This window comes from Vibrio breoganii (genome assembly GCF_024346795.1).
Classification (GTDB): Bacteria; Pseudomonadota; Gammaproteobacteria; order Enterobacterales; family Vibrionaceae; genus Vibrio; species Vibrio breoganii.
Window position 1 is genome coordinate 515,728 of record NZ_AP024865.1, and the last position, 20,505, is coordinate 536,232.

The 20,505-nt window shown below is 44.5% G+C and carries 17 protein-coding genes; 11 read left to right on the plus strand and 6 right to left on the minus strand.

All coding sequences use genetic code 11. The annotated features are described in order from the left end of the window. Positions 1 to 109 precede the first annotated feature (109 nt). From zwf to OCU35_RS15415, 4 genes are all read left to right on the plus strand, one after another. Entirely contained in the window at positions 110 to 1,612 is a 1,503-nt protein-coding gene (gene zwf, locus OCU35_RS15400) for a glucose-6-phosphate dehydrogenase (RefSeq protein ID WP_017032323.1), read from the plus strand. Beyond that, positions 1,609 to 2,325, plus strand: coding sequence for a 6-phosphogluconolactonase (gene pgl, locus OCU35_RS15405; RefSeq protein WP_017028065.1), 717 nt, complete (start codon positions 1,609 to 1,611; stop codon positions 2,323 to 2,325). The genes zwf and pgl overlap by 4 nt, the downstream gene beginning before the upstream one ends. A 24-nt stretch (positions 2,326 to 2,349) precedes the next feature. Further along, positions 2,350 to 3,798, plus strand: a complete 1,449-nt coding sequence (gene gnd, locus OCU35_RS15410) for a decarboxylating NADP(+)-dependent phosphogluconate dehydrogenase (RefSeq protein WP_017032322.1) — start codon at positions 2,350 to 2,352, stop codon at positions 3,796 to 3,798. Between the two features lie 440 nt (positions 3,799 to 4,238). Continuing rightward, a complete protein-coding gene (locus tag OCU35_RS15415; RefSeq protein WP_261826476.1) occupies positions 4,239 to 5,003 on the plus strand; it encodes a hydratase in 765 nt (254 codons plus the stop codon). An 80-nt stretch (positions 5,004 to 5,083) separates the two neighbouring features. Here the strand turns inward: OCU35_RS15415 and OCU35_RS15420 are convergent, their stop codons facing one another. The 3 genes from OCU35_RS15420 to OCU35_RS15430 all read right to left on the minus strand — a co-directional run bounded on the left by OCU35_RS15420 (position 5,084) and on the right by OCU35_RS15430 (position 9,391). Beyond that, positions 5,084 to 6,691, minus strand: coding sequence for an ABC-F family ATPase (locus OCU35_RS15420; RefSeq protein ID WP_083188997.1), 1,608 nt, complete (start codon positions 6,689 to 6,691; stop codon positions 5,084 to 5,086). 242 nt (positions 6,692 to 6,933) lie between these two features. Then, a complete protein-coding gene (gene gltS, locus OCU35_RS15425; protein ID WP_017032319.1) occupies positions 6,934 to 8,160 on the minus strand; it encodes a sodium/glutamate symporter in 1,227 nt (408 codons plus the stop codon). Positions 8,161 to 8,329: 169 nt separating this feature from the next. After that, entirely contained in the window at positions 8,330 to 9,391 is a 1,062-nt protein-coding gene (locus OCU35_RS15430) for a helix-turn-helix domain-containing protein (protein ID WP_261826477.1), read from the minus strand. A gap of 408 nt (positions 9,392 to 9,799) precedes the next feature. Between OCU35_RS15430 and OCU35_RS15435 the strand changes: the two genes are divergently transcribed. Then, on the plus strand, positions 9,800 to 10,531 hold the full coding sequence (locus tag OCU35_RS15435; RefSeq protein WP_065210748.1) for a dienelactone hydrolase family protein: 732 nt from the start codon (positions 9,800 to 9,802) through the stop codon (positions 10,529 to 10,531). A 5-nt stretch (positions 10,532 to 10,536) separates the two neighbouring features. On the opposite strand, the gene OCU35_RS15440 is transcribed toward OCU35_RS15435, so the two are convergent. Then, positions 10,537 to 11,178: a hypothetical protein gene (locus OCU35_RS15440; protein WP_017243098.1), complete on the minus strand. Its 642-nt coding sequence runs from the start codon at positions 11,176 to 11,178 to the stop codon at positions 10,537 to 10,539. A 204-nt stretch (positions 11,179 to 11,382) separates the two neighbouring features. Here OCU35_RS15440 and OCU35_RS15445 point away from each other — a divergent pair, with 204 nt between their 5' ends. Together OCU35_RS15445 and OCU35_RS15450 are read left to right on the plus strand one after the other, a co-directional pair. Further along, positions 11,383 to 11,931, plus strand: coding sequence for a cytochrome b (locus OCU35_RS15445; RefSeq protein WP_038132945.1), 549 nt, complete (start codon positions 11,383 to 11,385; stop codon positions 11,929 to 11,931). Next, a complete protein-coding gene (locus OCU35_RS15450; RefSeq protein WP_017028074.1) occupies positions 11,928 to 12,497 on the plus strand; it encodes a YceI family protein in 570 nt (189 codons plus the stop codon). The genes OCU35_RS15445 and OCU35_RS15450 overlap by 4 nt, the downstream gene beginning before the upstream one ends. A 96-nt stretch (positions 12,498 to 12,593) precedes the next feature. Here the strand turns inward: OCU35_RS15450 and OCU35_RS15455 are convergent, their stop codons facing one another. Further along, complete coding sequence (locus tag OCU35_RS15455; protein WP_261826478.1) at positions 12,594 to 13,016, minus strand: hypothetical protein; 423 nt, start codon at positions 13,014 to 13,016, stop codon at positions 12,594 to 12,596. A gap of 304 nt (positions 13,017 to 13,320) precedes the next feature. Then, positions 13,321 to 14,949: an ATP-dependent endonuclease gene (locus tag OCU35_RS15460; RefSeq protein WP_017028076.1), complete on the minus strand. Its 1,629-nt coding sequence runs from the start codon at positions 14,947 to 14,949 to the stop codon at positions 13,321 to 13,323. A 234-nt stretch (positions 14,950 to 15,183) separates the two neighbouring features. Between OCU35_RS15460 and OCU35_RS15465 the strand changes: the two genes are divergently transcribed. The 4 genes from OCU35_RS15465 (at position 15,184) to OCU35_RS15480 (ending at position 20,456) form a co-directional block, all read left to right on the plus strand. Then, on the plus strand, positions 15,184 to 16,899 hold the full coding sequence (locus OCU35_RS15465) for a bifunctional metallophosphatase/5'-nucleotidase (protein WP_261826479.1): 1,716 nt from the start codon (positions 15,184 to 15,186) through the stop codon (positions 16,897 to 16,899). Positions 16,900 to 17,157: 258 nt separating this feature from the next. After that, positions 17,158 to 17,349 carry a hypothetical protein gene (locus tag OCU35_RS15470; RefSeq protein ID WP_017028078.1) on the plus strand — a complete coding sequence of 64 codons (192 nt, stop codon included), beginning with the start codon at positions 17,158 to 17,160 and terminating at the stop codon, positions 17,347 to 17,349. A gap of 334 nt (positions 17,350 to 17,683) precedes the next feature. Beyond that, positions 17,684 to 18,445 carry a transporter substrate-binding domain-containing protein gene (locus tag OCU35_RS15475; RefSeq protein WP_261826480.1) on the plus strand — a complete coding sequence of 254 codons (762 nt, stop codon included), beginning with the start codon at positions 17,684 to 17,686 and terminating at the stop codon, positions 18,443 to 18,445. Positions 18,446 to 18,974: 529 nt separating this feature from the next. After that, a complete protein-coding gene (locus tag OCU35_RS15480) occupies positions 18,975 to 20,456 on the plus strand; it encodes a lipid-binding SYLF domain-containing protein (RefSeq protein ID WP_261826481.1) in 1,482 nt (493 codons plus the stop codon). Positions 20,457 to 20,505: the final 49 nt, after the last annotated feature.

Sequence of the window (20,505 nt, forward strand, 5' to 3'; positions counted from 1 at the left end):
CCATTCGGTGTAGAATTCTTTTCATAGTGCATTTTGACCCATTCGGACGCGGTTTCCCCCGACGACGTGATGGATGTATGCAACCCTTAAAGGTACTTAAGGACACATGATGGTAATACCTGATAAAAGCAGCATAGTAATTTTTGGTGCTTCTGGAGATTTAACTTACCGTAAGCTAATCCCAGCTTTATATCGACTGTACCAAAGCGGTCAACTTCCCCAATCGTTTTACATTCTTGGCGTAAGTCGCACTGAATACAGTGATGAGAGCTACCGCGAGAAGATTAAGAAGTCCCTTCAAGAATTCGAACAAACAGAACAAGTGGTATTAGATGAGTTCATGAACCATCTACACTACCAGGCGATCAATACCTCTGACACAGCTGATTACGCCAAGCTTGTAGCGAGACAAGATGAACTTGCTGCTCACTACCAATTGGAACAACGTAACGTTCTTTACTATTTAGCGACACCACCAAGTCTCTATTCAGTGATCCCTGCGAGCCTTGCGGCGCACGGGTTGAATAAAGAAGATGACGGCTGGAAGCGTTTGATCGTTGAGAAACCATTTGGTTATGACCTCGCTTCTGCAAAAGAGTTGGGTAAGAAAATTCACACTCATTTTGAAGAAACTCAGCTGTATCGAATTGACCACTATCTTGGAAAAGAAACGGTTCAAAACCTGCTGGTGTTCCGCTTCTCAAATATCATGTTTGAGCCTCTTTGGAACCGAAACTTCATCGAGTATGTAGAAATTACCGGTGCTGAGTTTTTAGGTGTTGAAGAGCGTGGTGGATACTACGATGGCTCAGGCGCTGTGCGCGACATGTTCCAAAACCATTTGCTGCAAGTATTAGCAATGGTGGGCATGGAGTCTCCTCCTCGCATAAACGCAGACGCTATTCGTGACGAAGTGGTTAAGGTACTGCGAAGCCTCAAGCCACTTGATGAGAATGACCTGACTAATAACTTAGTATTGGGTCAATACACAGAATCTGAAGTGCGTGGCGAGTTCTTGCCTAGCTACCGTGACGAGAACGGTGTTGCCGATGACTCACGTACAGAGACCTACATAGGCCTGAAGGCTTACATCAACAACAGCCGTTGGAATGGTGTACCATTTTACGTTCGTACCGGTAAGCGACTGCCGACGCGCGTTACCGAGGTGGTTATCCACTTTAAAGACACGCCTCACCCAGTGTTTGGTCAAGATGCTCCCGAGAATAAGCTTATTATCCGTATTCAACCGGATGAAGGTATTCAAATCAGCTTTGGTTTGAAAGAGCCGGGTGCAGGTTTCCATGCCAAAGAAGTGAAGATGAACTTCCACTACAAGACGCTGAATGAAGCCCATATGCTGACGGCTTATGAGCGCTTGTTGCTTGATGCATTAAATGGCGACGCAACCTTGTTTGCACGTTCAGATGCAGTCGAAACATGTTGGGAATATGTTCAGCCGATTCTGGACTTTAAAGAGCGCCCACAAGCATTGTTTGGTTACGCTAGTGGTACATGGGGGCCGAAAGAGTCTCATGATCTGCTAGAGCGTGATGGAAAAATGTGGCGCTTCCCATGCAAAAACTTAACAGACACAGATTATTGCGAGTTATGATGAATACCAAAATTTTTGAAACTCCAGCACAGGTAGTAGAGCAGCTTGCCGAGGAGCTAAAAGCATTTAGCCAACTAGGCAGAGCGGTGCACATCTCTTTGTCTGGTGGCAGCACGCCAAAAATGTTGTTTAAGTTATTAGCAACGCAGCCTTACGCTAGCGATATCCAATGGCAGAACCTTCACTTCTGGTGGGGTGACGAGCGCTGTGTAGCGCCTGACGATGCAGAAAGTAACTTTGGTGAAGCCAACGCATTGCTATTTACGCCTGTAGGCGTCCCTGCGCAGAACATTCACCGTATTCTTGGTGAAAACGACGCTGAGCAAGAAGCGGTTCGTTTTGCCAGTGAAATGCTCGAAGTTATCCCTTCAGAAAATGGTGTTCCAGTGTTTGATTGGATCCTATTGGGTGTGGGCGCGGATGGACATACCGCGTCTCTATTCCCAGGCCAAACTGATTACAGTGAAGAAAAACTGGCTATCGTTGCTGCACACCCAGAATCGGGTCAGCTTCGAATTTCTAAGTCAGCTCAAGTACTTCAAGCGGCAAAACGTATCAGCTACTTGGTGCTTGGCGCAGGTAAAACCGACATCGTAAACGAGATCTACCACACTCCGGCTGAGGAGTTGCCCTATCCAGCGGCAAAGATTCACTCCATTGCGGGTGAAACAGAGTGGTTTTTAGATTCAGATGCAGCAAGCAAGATTGCTTAAGATAAGAATATTAGGAGAGAGTGTATGAAAGGTGATATTGGTGTAGTTGGACTCGCAGTAATGGGTCAAAACCTTATCTTAAACATGAACGACCACGGTTTTAAAGTTGTAGCACACAACCGTACTGCCGCGAAGGTAGATCAGTTCCTTGAAGGCCCAGCGAAGGACACTAACATCGTTGGTGCATACTCGCTGCAAGAGATGGTCGATAAGCTAGAAACGCCTCGTAAGGTGATGCTTATGGTTCGTGCGGGTGATGTTGTAGATAGCTTTATCGAGCAACTTATCCCTCTACTAGACAAGGGTGATATCATCATCGATGGTGGTAACACTAACTACCCAGACACTAACCGCCGTGTTGCTTACCTTCGTGAGAAGGGCATTTACTTCATCGGTACTGGTGTATCTGGTGGTGAAGAGGGCGCTCGTTTTGGTCCTTCTATCATGCCAGGTGGCTCCCCAGAAGCATGGGAAGCGGTAAAACCTATTCTTCAAGGCATCTCTGCGAAAACAGATAAAGGCGAGCCTTGTTGTGATTGGGTAGGTAACGATGGCGCAGGTCACTTCGTTAAAATGGTACACAATGGCATCGAATACGGTGACATGCAGCTTATCTGTGAAGCATACCAGTTCATGCAAGACGGCCTTGGCATGTCTGCTGACGAGATGCAGAAGGTATTTGCTGAGTGGAACACCACTGAGCTAGACAGCTACCTTGTTGAAATCACAGCTGACATCTTAAAGTACCGTGACGAAGATGGCGCACCTCTAGTTGATAAGATCCTAGATACCGCAGGCCAAAAAGGCACAGGTAAATGGACGGGTATCAATGCTTTAGATTTGGGTATTCCGCTAACGCTTATCTCTGAATCAGTATTCTCTCGCTGCCTGTCTTCACTGAAAGATCAGCGCGTAGCGGCAGAGAAGCTATTTGGTAAGACGGTTGAGCCTGTAACAGGTGACAAGCAAGAGTGGGTTGATGCACTTCGTCAAGCGCTTCTAGCATCAAAGATCATCTCTTACGCTCAAGGTTTCATGCTGATGCGTGAAGCGTCAAATGAGAACGGCTGGGACCTAAACTACGGTAACGTAGCACTAATGTGGCGTGGCGGTTGTATCATCCGTTCTGCATTCCTTGGCAACATCCGTGATGCGTTTGATACGGATCCTGAGATTGCATTCCTTGGTTCAGACCCTTACTTCAAAGCCATCCTAGAGAACTGCCTAGGTGCATGGCGTAAGGTTGCGGCTAAGTCTTTAGAAGTGGGTATCCCAATGCCGTGTACGACTTCGGCGCTGTCTTTCCTTGATGGTTACACGACAGCTCGTCTGCCAGCGAACCTCCTGCAAGCTCAACGTGACTACTTCGGTGCTCACACCTATGAGCGTATCGACCGTGAGCGTGGCGAATTCTTCCACACTAACTGGACAGGTACAGGCGGCGACACTGCGTCTACGACATACGACGTATAATACGTAGGGTCTGTTGATCTTTTGAGGTTATTTTTGTAGCGATTTGTTGGGTATTAATACAAGGCAGTCGCTTTTAGGTGTGGTGGTTCCACATGAAAAGTGACTAACGCGGTAGAAATGCCCAACAAAGCGCTATCCGAAGGGCTCGTCCAGAACCCATTTACTCTGTGTTGAGCGACTTTTGCTTAGATGACTAGGCGGCAAGTCCCTCGCCTTGATTAAATGACTTCTGGTCGAGCAAAATTTAATCGCAAAAGGCCAACAGACCCTAGTCTCTAGCGCTCATTTTTTTCAGCGCACAATTTGAGATTGATGTGAGAAGGTGACTTGTTTTCAAGTCACCTTTTTTGTTTCAAGAGGGTTCAACGGCACATGGGTAGTCTATTCAGAGCACTTGATTTCCTATATCATTAATTAAAACAAATAACAGGTAATACAATATGACTAACTTTTTTAATGACGCTGCCTCTGAGCTACTAGGTCGTCGCATTGCGGGTACAAAAGCACCACGTCTAGCGGAAAACATTCGCCCGACCTCTCTAGAAGATGCACTACAAGTTCAAGCAGCAATGATTGAAGCTAAGAGCGGTCAAGTAGGTGGTTGGAAGTGTCTAAACCCTCTATCTGAAGACAAGTACATCGTAGCGCCTATCTTTTCTGATAGCGTACAACAAGGCGACACTTGTGAGCTGTTTGCTGACAATGGCGTAGCGCGTATTGAACCTGAAATTGGCTTTACGCTAGGCAAAAACCTGCCAGCTAACCCAGAAGGTTACACCGAAGAGCAAATCAACGATGCGATCGGTTCTTGCCGCATGGCTCTAGAGCTTATGCAAGCGCGTTTTGCTGCTGATAGCGATGCTGAGTTCTACGAGAAACTAGCAGACTGCATGGTTAACCAAGGTCTATTTGTTGGTCCTGAAATTTCACGTGAAAAAGCATTCGACGCGGCTAAAGTGAACGTTACAGTTATGCAAGGCGACCACGTTCAGACGTTTGACGGTGAGCACCCGAACCAGTCAGCACAAAGCCCAATCTACTGGCTGATTAACTTCATGACTCGTCGTGGCGTTGAGTTCAAAGCTGGCGAAACGATTATCACTGGCTCTTACTGTGGCATCGTAGAAGTTGCATTTGATAAGCCAACGACCATCAAGTACGACGGTATTGGTGAATACGAAGTGGTATTTAGCGCTAAAGCGTAAATTCAGACTTTGTTTGCCTAAATAAAAAGCAGAAGCCCTAGGGCTTCTGCTTTTTTAATGCGTGTTTGTCTAGCTTTTCGTTACAAGGTAACGGCTAGTTCTCTCTTCTGGTGGTCTAGGTACTCATCATAAGTGCCTTGGAAGTTCACCAGCTTCTTATCTTTGATATCGATGATAGAAGTCGCTAGAGAAGAGACGAACTCACGGTCATGACTAACGAAGATCAGCGTACCTTGGTATTCTTTAAGCGCGGAATTTAGCGCTTCGATGGCTTCCATGTCCATGTGGTTCGTTGGCTCATCCATAATCAACACGTTGATGTCTTGCATCATCAACTTGCCAAATAGCAGACGGTTTTTCTCACCACCAGAACAGTTCTTCGCTTTCTTGTTCGCATCGTCAGCGGTAAACAGTAAACGGCCTAGAATGCCACGTACCATAAGGTCATCGTGCTTAACGGTGCGCCACTGAGAGATCCAATCAAAGATAGTTAGGTCATTGTCGAAGTCAGCAGTGCTATCCTGCGGGCAGTAACCGATAGACGCATTCTCTGACCATTTCACTACGCCATGCATTTGCTCTAATTCATTTACTAGGCAACGTAAGAACGTTGTCTTACCAACACCGTTCTCGCCAATAACTGCAAGGCGACTTCCAGCTTCAAGGAGTAGGTTACCCCCTTCAAACAGAAGCTCATCATCGAATGCGTGTCCAATGTCTTTGAGTTCAAGCGCTTGACGGTGCAGTTTTTTGCCTTCGCCGAAGTCAATGGATGGGCTAATACGGCTTGATGACTTAACTTCATCTAGCTTGATCTTGTCCATTTTCTTAGCACGAGAACTTGCCTGTTTTGCTTTAGAGGCATTAGCACCAAAGCGGTTTACGAAGTCTTGCAGTTCGCTGATTTCTGCCGCTTTCTTAGCGTTGCTTGATAAAAGCTGCTCACGGATAAGTCCAGAAGCTTCAAGGAAGTATTCGTAGTTACCTGGGTAGATACGTAGCTCACCATAGTCGATATCAGCCATGTGAGTACATACAGAGTTCAGGAAGTGGCGGTCATGCGAGATGATGATCATGGTGCACTTACGCTGATTTAGCTCTTCACCCAGCCAGTTGATGGTGTGAATGTCCAAGTTGTTGGTAGGCTCATCTAGAAGCAAGATGTCTGGGTTAGCAAACAGTGCCTGCGCCAGTAGTACGCGCAACTTCCAACCTGGAGCAACCTGTTGCATCAAACCGAAGTGAAACTCTTCTTCGATACCGGCTTGAAGAAGAATATCGCCAGCACGGCTTTCTGCTGTGTAGCCGTCCATCTCTGCAAATTCGCTTTCAAGCTCGGCCACTTTCATGCCGTCTTCTTCGCTCATCTCTGGAAGAGAGTATATACGGTCGCGCTCTTGCTTAATTTCCCAAAGCTTGCGGTCACCCATGATAACCACATCAATCACATTGTATTGTTCAAATGCGAACTGGTCTTGGCTTAGAACACCCAGTTTTAATCCAGGAGTAATAGAGACATTGCCTGAGCTTGGTGTTAATGCGCCACTCAAGATCTTCATGAAGGTTGATTTACCACATCCATTAGCACCAATAAGGCCATAACGGTTGCCGTTACCAAATTTAGCAGAGATGTTTTCAAATAACGGCTCTGCGCCAAATTGCATTGTGATGTTTGCGGTAGATATCAAAGAACTATTCCTGAGAACTAAAGTAAGGGTCTGCTTAATCAAAGACAGTGACTAAACAGTGAGATACGAGGCGCGGAATTATACAGACTTATTCGATAAAAGACAGTTATGAGATAGGTGTCACATAAATGATTTCATTGATCAGATGTATAAAATAGCAAGGATAGGGGATTTCTGGGTTCGGCAGAATAAAAAAGCCAGCTTATTAAGCTGGCTTATGATTCAGACTTGATTAATTAGGATTAACCTATAAAGGCGATGTAACCCTGCAGAACAAGTAAGTTAACGATATCGATAAAGAAAGCACCCACGATAGGCACTACCATGAAGGCCTGTGGGGAGGGGCCGTAGTGGTTTACCAGAGAACCCATGTTCATTACCGCTGTTGGCGTCGCGCCCATACCAAAACCACAGTGACCGCCGGTGATTATGGCAGCGTCATAATTACTGCCCATAACCCTAAAGGTTATATTGTATGCAAATACCGCAAGCACACAGGTTTGCACGCCTAGAATGACCAACAGTGGCATAGCGAGATCGAAGATCTCCCACAATTTTAGGCTCATCAGTGCCATCGCTAGGAACAGTGCTAGTGATACGGTACCGATAATATCGACAGTGTCGGTATTGAACTTGTACGCACCAGTAAACTCGTAGATGTTTGTTAGAATAACACCAAGGAACAATGCAAATACAAAGTCAGGGATACCTTTAAGCCAACCGATACCTAAACCTGATGTGTATTCCTTAATGTAAGTCGCACCCACAACGCACACCAAAACCATAAACATGGTTTCAATGACGCGACGAGGAGTCACCTTGTCTTCCTCTGTCTCGTTATAGGTAACGACATCTGGGAATTTCTCATGGTGCTGTGAACCGTCACCGTACTCAGAAATCAAATTGTGCTTATTGATTCTACGCTGAGCAACAGGGCCACCAATAAGACCACCCACAATCAGACCAAAGGTCGCAGAGGCCATCGCAAACTCGAGCGTTTTAAGCCCGTACAGTTCATCGAAGGTTGCAGCCCAAGCCGCACCTGTACCGTGACCACCAGAGAGGGTAATTGACCCAGCTACCAAACCCATCAACGGGTTTAAGTCCATCATGCTAGCAAGGCTCACGCCTATGGCATTCTGGATGATGATATAAACGGAAGCCACCCCTAAAAAGATGAATACTTTTTTACCGCCTTTAAGCAGTTGAGAGTAGCTTGCGGATAGACCCACGGTAGTGAAGAACATCAGCATCAGTATTTTTTCTAGAGGTAGTGTGAAATCTAGGTTGATACCGTTGAAGTGCAAAACCGTGATGACGATGGCAATGATAAGGCCACCAACAATCGGTTCAGGCACTTTGTATTTTTTTAAGAAGGGAACCCTTCTGTTAATGAACTGGCCTAGAAAGAGTACAAAAATCGCGATTAGAAACGACTCTAAGCTGCCAATAGTATAAGTAGTAGTCATAAAGCTCCTTTAATGCACGGCGAAAACCGCTGTGGAGATGAGTATTGGATAACTATAGACGAAAGTTGAAAGGCCATCGTACCTAGTTAGTCCAAATTTAGGAGGGCGGATTATACGCCAGAAACCTCAAATTTCAATTACCACTTTACGCCATGCGAAAATTAAATGATTATGACTGTTTGATTTTTAGACTATTTTTCTCTTCGATCAACGCAGCTTGGTACAATTTTGGAGTTAAACCACTGAAGCGTTTAAAGGCTCTAGAGAAGTGAGAAATGTCCGCATAACCCAGCTGAACAGAGACTTGTGTCAGGCTCAAATTCCGGCTCATAAGCTCACAAGCAGTATCAAACATAAGGCTATTTTTGATCGCTCTAAATGAATTTTTTTCTTGCTGTAAGCGACGCTGAAGCGTACGAGAGCTCATATCAAACAGATGCGCTGCTAAATCAATATCGAGGTGTTGTTCATGCACGTAGGGCTGCAAGGCAGTATATATAGTATCGGTGAAGGTACTGTGCCAAACAATTTCCTTTGGTTCAGGCTCGGGATATGGCGTATAGATAAGGTTATCTAGTAAATCTAACTCTACGCTTATCTTTGTTATTTTTTGCCCAAATAGAAGTTGAACCTTACTGGGTATGTTTTTGGCAAAATCACCGTCTAGGGATTGTTGCAGTGAGACTGACTTTGGACGCCAATTCGTATTGTTAACTAGCACTCTCAATAATTCGGTGCAGTACAAAACAGTAAATATCTCGCGCCAGCCTTCAGGGTGTAAGTTCTTAAGATTGGCGGTGCAAAACCAAGCCGTATCCTCATCCACTTCTAAGTATTGAGAACTGGCTGGTATGGATTCACGAATCAGTAGATTGAACTTCACTAACACATCACGAACTGTAAGCTTTTTAGTGAGTGAACGTACAAACTGAGGTATTAAAACACTCCGTAGCGTTTTTTGTACTATTTCTACGTATGCGAATATTCCGCTCTTATGATAAATATGTTCGGTTAGAATCATTATTGGCTTGGTTGACAACATGTTATCGTCACCCTGCAATAATTCTCGGCTAATGTTGGCAGCTTCCAGCGCATCGCTGGTATCGATGCCATTTCTCTCAAATTCCACAACTAAAGCATTTAACGCATCTGCCCTTACTAGCGGTATAGACCCGTCGTTGGCCTCATCAGGCTGTTTAGGTATTGCGGACTTAAATGCTTTAGGCTTCAATTCGATAGTTCTCATCAAAAGTGATTAAATTATAAGAAGTTATTTGTGCTTCACAGGTTACTTGTGGAGATTCTGCGACTTACTATCTATCAATAATATACTGAATTCACTAACAACTATGAAAATATTCTTAGTTCCTTCGATTTTATCAACTTTTGTAACGGTGATTGTTTGCACAAGAGCGAAAAGGAATAAAGTCACCACGAAATTCAAACAAGAATAGTGACTAGGCTGGGAATAGGCTACACAAACGGCCATTATTAAATGGATGGCGTATTTACTGCGAGTGATTTGCCTATGACTCTGATTCTAAACTAGGTTTTAACTTTAAATACGAATATAAATAATCTCTATTTGTAAAAAAGCCGTACTACACTCTTCTTAACTCATAAGGAAGGAGAGGGTGTCATGCGTCATTTTTTAACTGCAGCGTTAATCTTGGGTTCGGTTAATGCTGTAGCCGGTGAAGATATTGTTTATGAAGTCGACGGTAAAGCTTATCAAGGTTACTGGTCTAAGGTTTCAGATTCAGCACCACTGGTACTGCTGGTTCACGATTGGGATGGTTTAACAGACTACGAGATCAAGCGAGCAGAAATGCTTAACGAGCAAGGCTACAACGTGTTTGCCGCAGATCTTTTCGGACAGGGCGTTCGGCCAACAGAAGTAAAAGATAAGAAGCAACACACAGGCGAGCTTTATAAAGATCGCGCCAAACTACAGAAGTTGATGGCGGAGAGTCAGCGTAAAGGCGAGATGCTCAATGGCGGCGGTGATAACACTGTGGTGATGGGGTATTGCTTCGGTGGCGCTGCGGTACTTGAGGCCGCTCGCGCAGGCGCAGATGCCAAAGCCTTTGTGACCTTCCATGGGGGTTTAACCACACCAAAAGGCCAAAGCTACAAGATGACCAAGGCACCAGTCGTTGTCTTCCATGGCACAGCTGATACGGCTATTACCATGAAAGATTTCGCGATGCTTGCAGATGAGCTAGAGAAAACGGGCATCAAGCATGAAATGGTCTCTTACGGCGGCGCACCTCATGCCTTTACTGTGTTTGGCTCAGAGCGTTACCGCGAAGATGCAGACATGAAATCATGGACACGATTCAATGAAGTGTTAGTAGAAGTGACTAAGTAAATCTCCTATTTACACTCAAATATCGCATAAAGCTGGACGTATCTTTTCACCGAAGATGCGTCCTCTTCTTTTTTAAGGGGGTGGGCGTGGGCTTTATAGCAGGGCTGGAGGTTGAGAGATTGCATCACGTCATCAAGCTTTGGCGCCGAAGATTGAGCCAACAGGATCCCTTGCTGTGCATACTCCGCAAAATCATCAGGTAATTGGTTGTGCCACCAGTCAAGCAGTTGCTGGCTGGTGTTAATGCGATTTAGCCAATGATCACACACCAGTACCACACAATCGTTCGGTTGGATGGCATAGGCATATTCTTCTCTCCACAGATTTAGGGTATTAGAAAGCTGTCCTTTGAAGACTTTATTGGCGGTTTTTATCGAGTACGGGAATAGCCACACACTGCCATAGGGGAGTGTGATGCGGCGGTAGGCAGTGTTTTCACTACCATTAGTTGTTTCTAACTCAATTGAATGACTTGCTAGAGAAGTGCCAAACTGTTTCGCGATTACCTGCAGGCGACGTTCTACCAGAGAGGTTAAGTGATTGTTACTTATTCCTCGGTTGTGCACGGTGGGATAGTGCTGTTTTGACAGGGAAAGACAGTCGTTTTGAACTGCTTTAAGAGCCTGAATAACGATGTCTTTGAGCAAATTCTCGTCCGATTATTAGATATTATGTCAATGATTTTACTATAGTTTAAATTGTAAGCTTAAGTAAATTGCCGAGTTCCTTCAAATTCTTTGAATAAGTCTGTCAAATTCAACCAATCGTAGTTTTATTTAGTTCGCGCATACTAGCTCTATCTTGTAGTCTAGTTGTTAAATAAAGGAAACGGTTAAGTGACTGAGTTACTTATGGAGCAAAGGAGTAGTACGTTGAAAACCTATAATCGCACCGCTCGCATTATTCACTGGATTTCTGCTGTAACCGTCATTGGAATGTTTGCTGTGGGCTGGTGGATGGTCGACCTGAACTACTATAGTGAGTGGTATCAAACCGCGCCGTTCTGGCATAAATCAATAGGGATTATTCTCGCAGGGTTAACCATTTTCCGTGTCGTTTGGAAGGCTATAACAGGCGCACCTAAAGTTGAAGGCAATGCCTTTGAAGTGAAAGCAGCCAAATCAGCGCACCACCTTATGTATCTTTTGCTGTTTGTTTTGTTTGCTTCGGGTTATTTGATATCGACGGAAGATGGCAGAGGAATCTCTGTATTTGACTGGTTCGAAGTACCAGGACTAGGAAAGCTGTTTGAAGGACAAGCCGACCTTGCTGGCACAGTACATTATTATGTGGCATTTGCCCTGATTGGATTGGCAGCTATCCATGCCTTAGCTGCACTTAAACATCACTTTATCGATAAAGACGATACGCTACGCAAAATGATAGGAGGTTCAAAATGAAGAAATTAACGGCTGCTCTAGGATTGGCACTTGCGATGGCTACACCTCTGTACGCTAACGCGGCAGATTATGTAATTGATACCCAAGGTGCGCATGCATCCATTAACTTTAAGGTAAGTCACCTTGGTTATAGCTACATTAAGGGACGCTTTAACCGTTTCTCTGGTGAATTTAGCTATGATCCTGCAAACGTTGAAGCCTCTTCAGTAGAAGTGAAGGTCGATACAACGAGCTTGGACTCTAACCATGCAGAACGTGATAAGCACATTCGAAGCGGCGACTTCATTGATGCTTCTAAGTACAGTGATGCGGTATTTAATAGTACTAAAGTTGTCGACAAGGGTGATGGTAACCTAGAAATCATGGGTGATTTGACACTACATGGCGAAACCAAACCAATCACCATTGAAGCTAACTTTATTGGTCAAGGTAAAGACCCGTGGGGCGGCGAACGCGCTGGCTTTATGGGCACAACCCGCCTAGAACTGGCTGACTTTAATATTCCAGTTATGGGTACTTCGAGCTATGTAGATATGGAACTGCATGTCGAAGGCAAGAAAAAGTAACGTTTAAACTCTGTACCTTTTCTTTTCACCTCGCTTGATTCATTCAAGCGAGGTTTTTTTCATTAATAACAACTCATTTGTTCTGTCTACGAGTCATTATAATTCATGACCTAATGTGCGCTTGTCGCTTAACGCTTTGTGTGTGTCTTTTACATAAAACACGCTACCGACAGTAACCGCTGCACCTGCTACAACTAGCCCCGGATTACCAATGGCTGCGATAGTCGCCACACTCGCAAGAATAAAACCAGCCGATCCGCGCGTAGCTTTCTTCTCTAGTTTTTCATAATCCGTATTTTCTAGGTAGTCTATACGCTGTTCATAATCAGACTTAGCCTTACTGACAGATTCGGAATAGTCAGCTTCAACGTAAGCAGGTTCAGATTGTGTTTCATTGTTGGTTTCTAAGGTCTGAGCTTCGTCTGCTGTGGCATGGGCATAATCAACAAAGCTAGAGTAGTCAGCGAGTGCAGAAGTAGAAACAAACAGAAGTACGATGAATGTAAACAGTTTTTTCATAGTTTAGCTCCAATATCAATGGGTAAATTAGGCATCGTAAACTTGTTTTAAGAGATGTTTTCTCATGGACGGTAATTATGGATAGCGATTATGCTATTTAAGTCTGCCTAAACGTATAAACATTGCTTCGGTTCTCATGGCGAAAGCGCCGTGTAAACACATCGTTCATAATATTTAGGCGTATCTTATATGAAATGAAAATAGGATATATGCGGTTATATTTGGTTGATTCATAAATACCAGTTATGGTTTACGAAGCAGAACCCTGCTGGAGCGTTATCACTTCTTTGTTTATTCAGAAAAGTTAAGTATTCCCATTAGCCATACTGATCACCCGTTTGAGCGTCCAGCGAATGAGCAGTGGCACTACACCGTCTCCGTGAGTTTCACAGTATTCAACAATCGCCAGAGCTACGTCGGGCTTAGCGTGTTTCTTCAATGCCCTTACAATCACTTTTTTCGCTGGGATAGGGTGGTCATAAGGGATCTTCACCATGTCTCTAAAGAACTTCTCAAAGCCATTGTTATAAAGGTAGTGCTCAATATCCTTATCCGGGAGCTCAGTTAGTCGGTGCCGTTCTTGCTCGCCATGGAGCATTGTTCTCACAGAGGCTGCATATTTTTTACCTGCGGCGTCACCATCTGTCACTACATGCCAGTCAATATCAAACGCGCGAGCGACTTTGAGTAACGATTTTAGCCCTGATTGCGCGAACTCAACGATTTGCACACCCTCGGCGGCGAGATCGTAGCCACACAATTTGGCTAATTCGTTAAATAGCCAGACCTCCGTTTCACCTTCAACTAATAGCCAGCACCTTGCAAATAAAGCGCTAGAACGATGAAAGCGTATATGAAACCCGACACGTCTTAGTTCGTCTGACGAGAGCATCTCAGGGCGAATGTATTTGGCTTCTGTGCGATCTGATTTTCGAACCAATCGTTTGATACTTCGCAGAGGCACAGCCCCTAGTAAAACAGCCGAATTGGTGGTGAGTATTTTCTGCATCGGCATCATTTGCAGTAATGCCCAAGCTCGAGCAAGGTGAGTGGGGTGAAGCCGACCCTCAGGATCTTCAACGATCAGTAAGGGTCTTGCACAACGTCGCAGCTCGGTGTTCCCCTTTGCTTGCAGGTAATTGTTCAATAGCCCCATTAGTAGCAAACGAGTCTGTCGGTCTTTGGTTTGGTCAACAAACTGCTTCAGCGACATCTTGCTACCCGCACTTGAGGTAAAAATGCCATCTCGCAGTGCTCTAGGGTCGTGCCTTGAGTGAGTTTTATAGGAAAAGTAGTGATCGACAAGGTCGTGCATGGTCTTAACGCTGCTTTTCATCTCTTCTTTACTGATAAGGCCTGGGTGTGAGATGAGGCGGCGACAGGTGTTCTTGATTCTGCGTTCGATCTTAGAATCCGGTTGAGGAGACTCTTCAAGGCGTTGAAAACGTCTTGAATCACGCAATCGAATGACAGGATGCAGAATCATCAATTCTTGTGCGAGCTTTGCGGTGTGATGCAACTGCTTTGGAATTCCCTCGCGATTTAAAAAGGCGTAGTGTGTTGTGACTTTAGTACCCTCTAGTGTGGCACTGAGTCGATAAATAATTTCAGAGCGACCATTTGAACGCTCATTCCATGCGGGTTTTATTTTGCGGTAGCGACCGGATCTTGGTTCATTGTTGCTGCTAGCGCGCAGCTTAAGCACTATCTGAAGATGCTGGGTTTGAGGGTGTGAGATTGAGTAATCAACATGAAAATCACGCATTTCAAATTGATAGGGTTCTGCATTCGTCGGTAAGGCAACAGATAGGGCATCGAGTAGCGATGATTTACCCCATGTGTTTTCTCCAATCAGGGTTGTCAGTTGTTCAAACGGCAAAGAAAGACGCTTTATGCCCCGAAAGCCAGAGATTTCGATCCGCTCTAATTGCATAATCTACCCCTTTTCCTTTCATTATAGAAAACAGACCGGATTTGCACTGCGAAGCTTCGCATGTTTCTAACTAATTGATATTTTATGTTCTTCTAGGGAAATTAGAACCTAAACAAGCCACGTAGATACTGGGTCAGATAAGGTTTTATACGCTCCAGAAAATAATTCATTGGTTTGTCATATTCGCCCGACTACAATGGCCTTGAAACTAGAGATGAATGAATGAAGAAAAGAATGAAAAAAGTGACAAGGATACGGGTCGCTCACATCAACGATACCCACTCATATTTTGAGCCAACAACACTACAGCTGTCTTTAAATATAGAGAATCAAACGTTAAACCCTTATGTAAGCGTAGGGGGATTCGCACGTATAAAAACACGTTCGCAAGAGCTTAAACAGCAATCCGACCAAGCAGGTCGAGAGTTTCTTTTTTTGCACGCCGGTGATTGCTTTCAAGGGACGCTGTACTTCTCCTTATTCAAGGGCGAAGCGAATTCAAGGCTGCTAAATCAACTCAACCTAACCGCAATGACGCTGGGAAATCATGAACTGGACATGGGCAACGGTCCCCTTGCCACGTTCGCCAATGAAATCAACTTCCCTTTATTGTGTGGCAACTGGGATCTCTCAAATGAACTTCAGAGCAAGCCCTTAAGACTTAGCGAAACCCCAAGCGTACACTCATATCAACCACACTCTAAAAGCGCCAAGTGGCTGACCCATGAAGTGGATGGTGAACAGATTGCGATCTTTGGTTTATCCATAGATAAGATGATGGACATTGCAAACCCTGATCCCGACACTCCGTTCGTCAATGCCACGCAAACGGCCATCAACACGGTTGAACAAATCCATGAATCAGGGATCAACAAAATCATACTGCTTAGCCACCTTGGCTACGATGCTGATCTGAAGCTTGCTGAGAGTGTTAAGGGTATTAGCCTGATTATTGGCGGACATTCTCACGTCCTGCAGGGTGATTTTAGCGAACTGGGCTTGTCGTGCCGAGATGAGTACGGAAAACGCGTTAACGACACTTACGTTGTGCAAGCAGGCCTGCACGCACAAGCCATCGGCCACTGTGATATTGATTTTGATGAATCGGGCAAGGTCGTTGCATTTCTTGGTCGAAATGAGCTTCTGATTGGTCGTCGATTGTGTCTTGATGCGACGATGAGCGATTGCGACTGTGATGGCGAATATAATCAGGTGTTCGACTATTTACAGTCTCATCATAATATCGTGCGCTGTAAAAAAGACCCTGCGATACATCAACTATTAACTGAAACCTATAAACCAGAGGTGCATGCGCTGCAAACGAGTGTTGTAGGCCATCTTAAAACTGGGCTGAGGCACGTAAGGATCCCTGATGAAAAAGGGCCGAGTGAGATTTGCTCGTTAGTTGCTGAGTCTTTCTACCACGCGATGCGCCATCGTGGGCACAGCATAGATTTTGCAATACATAATGCGGGTGGTGTGCGCTGCTCTTTAAATGCGGGGCCAATCAGTAAGGCTGACATTGCCGGTAAATTACTGCCTTTCATCGTACCCATTGGCGTTTATTCCATTGAAGGGCGTCATATTAAGGACGTGTTGGAAGGCGCTATTGATAACGCTGTGGATGAAAGTGGCACAGGCTCAGGAAGCTACCCGTATTCCTATCAGTTGGATTATCAGGTAGTGCTTGATGCGAAAAAAGGTCAGCGCGTAAAAAACCTAAGGATCTATGATGAGGTTCGTGGCTGGACAGACATTCGCGACGATCACGTCTATTGGGGCACGTCTTCAGCTTACACAATGAAGGGTAAGGAAGGGTATTCGGCGATACTGAACTGTCGTGATGATTGGACGGTGACTGAGATGTCGATGGCTGATTGCTTCCTAGAGTTTGTATCAAGAGAAGCATTGCGCTTTGAGACACAAATTAAATTAGGCCTAACCACATAAATTTTCACTTTTTTATTGTGACTGTTTTGTAAACAAAAACTGCCTTTAAATAGCCATAGGAATTTATATTCACAGAATAGTGCGTAAATTGCGGATTTATGCATCTATTCCGTAGGTTGATTTTTGCACTTGTTACTGCGTTGTAAAATTAGAAAAACTAATCCGAAGTCTGAATTTTACTCGTTTTATTCTTACACTGATTTTGCCTATATTTGCGCCATAACTTATTGAAACTTACCAGAAATTAAAGAGGCACTCATGGCGCAAGTAATGAATCTTAACACCGTGGCAGTACCTAGCTCTCAGGAAGCAAAGAGCTATTCTATTGATTTCAAAGGATTGATGATGCACCTTGTTGATATTCTTTTCGGCAAAGGTCAGACTACTACAACTTACTATGCATCTGATCTTTCGGATCACATGCAAAAAGATTTGGGTATGACGCGCTAATAGATTAGCCATACTGCACATTATTCGAAAGCCCTGCTCTCTTTGAGAGCAGGGCTTTTTTGTGGTTGCTCGTAAATGAGTGGCAGCTGAAAACATAAACGGCAGTGAGTGGTATGGTTACATCGCCAAGCGGTGCTTTCACAAAAAACCGGTTTCATGCTAAATCATAACTTCTATTTAAGCTTTCCCTGTGCTTAGCGCAGCCAGTACTGAACTACTAGTTGGTAAATTCAATTGCATAGTTGATGAATTTGGTTTTGTAAATGATTGGGGTGGAATTAATTTTTGATTTTAGTGTATAGTCAGGCTTACAGTTGTTAAGAAGGACTAATTCATGAAAACACTAATCTTAGGTCTCTCTCTGGGCCTGATGACCGTGGGTGTTGCACACGCGGACCGTCTAGACGATATCCAGAAAGAGGGTGTACTAAGAGTAGGTACTACAGGTGACTATCGCCCATTCTCTTACCACGATGGCGAGACACTTAGTGGTTACGATATTGATGTGGCAAAGCATATGGCTGATCAGCTTGGCGTTAAGGTTGAGTTTGTGGAGACCACTTGGAAAGGGCTGTTGGATGGCCTAGCGCAAGATCAGTATGATATTGCTATGGGGGGTATTACTCGTAAGATGCAACGTCAGTTGAACGCTGAGCAGACTCAAGGCTACATGACGTTTGGCAAGTGCTTTTTGGTCGCTAAAGGCAACGCAGAAAAATACGATACCCTAGAAGAAGCAAACCAAGCCAGCACTAAGGTGGGCTATAACATTGGTGGGACAAACGAGTTGTTCGCCAAAGAACACCTGACTAGCGCCAAGTTTACTACTTATGAAAATAATCTAGATGTACCTGAGGCGGTTGCAGAAGGTAAGGTAGATGTGATGGTCACCGAGACGCCAGAAGCTCTGTATTATCAAAGCATTGATAAGCGCTTAGAGGCATCAAGTTGTGCTGACCCATTCACTAAGAGCCAGTTCGGCTACTTGATCCCTAAAGGGGAGCAACGTCTTCTTAATACTGTAAACTTCATTATGGATGAGATGAAACTAAAAGGCGTTGAAGAAGATTTGATGAAAAAGAACGCCCTTAAATAATGTGGTGTCAGATATCAAAAGGTTCCTTCCTTATTAACTGGAACTGAACTAAAAACGGTAGTGGGTGTAAGGTTACATCGACAAACATAGCCTTTATCAAGCTACCGTTTTTATGCTAAATACTGCTTTCTTTCCTCATACAGCGAAAGCTTTTGGTTTGTATACTCCTTGACGGTGTCCAATGTGCTCAGTGGTTAACCATCAAAGAAACCGGATATTGGCATTCCTTTCAAAATGTTGGTTCAGACAAGAGGCATGAAGTGTTCAAATTGTGGTATCGCAACTGAAACTATTTCTCTAAATTAAACCTTATCTCCGTTTCATCATTCGATCCATTGATGCCAATGATAGCAATTGCAAGAAATTCTCTATATTTAAAGCCCTCTTTTTCGTATCGCTCTTTAATTCATCACTAGGCTCAATTGAATACTTAAATAAGAGTGAGGATCGGTATAAGCCTGAGTGATAGGTTGGGGATCTTCATCATGTTAACCTGCGCGCACTTTGTAACCAGTTGGCTTATGGCACTATGCGCACCCCCTTTGTATTTACCAGTTGTATCGCTTTGTTTATGACGGCTTGTAGCTCTTCGATCCCATACGAAGAGAGAGAAGAGATCCGCCAATCAATAGATGATGAAAGTGAGCAGTTAATAGAAGAACTGGCAGAGGTCTACCCAGAAATTCATGCTCAACTAGAAGAAGCAGAAGGGTATGCAACGGGTGTAATGTCGAACATTAAGGTGCCATTGGTGGGCGGAGGCACGGGTATAGGTGCTGTCTATAACAATGTTGATGACTCTACCACCTACATTGACCTTTATCGTTACGATGTAGGCGCTGGCCTTGGCCTGAGTAGCTACAGAATGATATCTGTTCTTGATACCCCTGAGAACCTTGAAAAGTTTAGTGAGGGTTTCAGCGAGTCTTCTTGGGGGACTGACTGGAATATAAGCGCCAGTGGTATAGAGACCGAGCAGGTATATTATCTAGAAGATAGCGAGATTCCTACGTATCTGGTGTTCGAGTCTAGTGCCTCAGCTGTGGGGAGTGCCCGTTTGATGTCGGTATCGGTAAACGAAGAACTGACCGAAACTGGGGTGGGTAATGCGAAATTTGCCAATCATGAGTCAGCTGGTGATGAGTCGAACCCGAAATGGGATAGGCCACTACCATTCTTCGCTCAGGATGTGGTTGACCAAGGATTTAGCCTGCCTTTACCTTTTGGCATTAGCATTCTTTATGCCGAAACCAAGCAGGATATGACGATTACGGGTCTTGAGGCTGGGTTTAGTCAAATGGGTTCAGGCACTGTACCAGTGGAGTTTATGTCCTTTGACAACAACTACTCACACAGCCAATCACCTCAATTGAAGATTGATGCTTGGGTGTTCCCATTTATGAATGTGTTCGCTACTGTGGGTAAAGTTAATGGTATGGCGCATGTTGAGTTTGAGTCTGATGGATCCCTTATCAATGGCTCTGGTATTGGTGGGGGACAGGTATGCACGCCAAATCCTATTACAGGAAATAGACCTGAATTTTGTGATGCATTAGAACAATGGGATGGTTGGAATCACGCTCTCGATGTCGATCTGGATGGGTGGAACTACACTATAGGCGCAACGTTTGCAGCGGGTTGGGAGGATTACTTTTTAGCGATTCCTGTATCAGTTAGCTATATAGACATGAAAAATGCGAAAGCAGAAGAATTGGTGATCAGTGTATCTCCTCGGATTGGTAAGCAGATTCCTCTAAAAGATACCAGCAGTGTTGATGTTTATGTTGGAGTTAGTTATTTGGATAGCTCGTTAACGATACACGGTGAGCACTATTACGGCGACAATGGCGAGTACATTAACTATAAAATTGAGCAAGAAAACATCGACAAATGGATGGGTCTAGTAGGAGCAAGCTACAACTTCAACCGTTCATGGGCAATTCAAGCGGAATATGGACAAAACGGTTCTGACAAACGCCAGTTTGTGTCCTCTCTAACGCGCCGCTTCTAATTGGTTAAGCCAATAAAGAAAGGCCCAGCTTAGTGCTGGGCCATTGTAT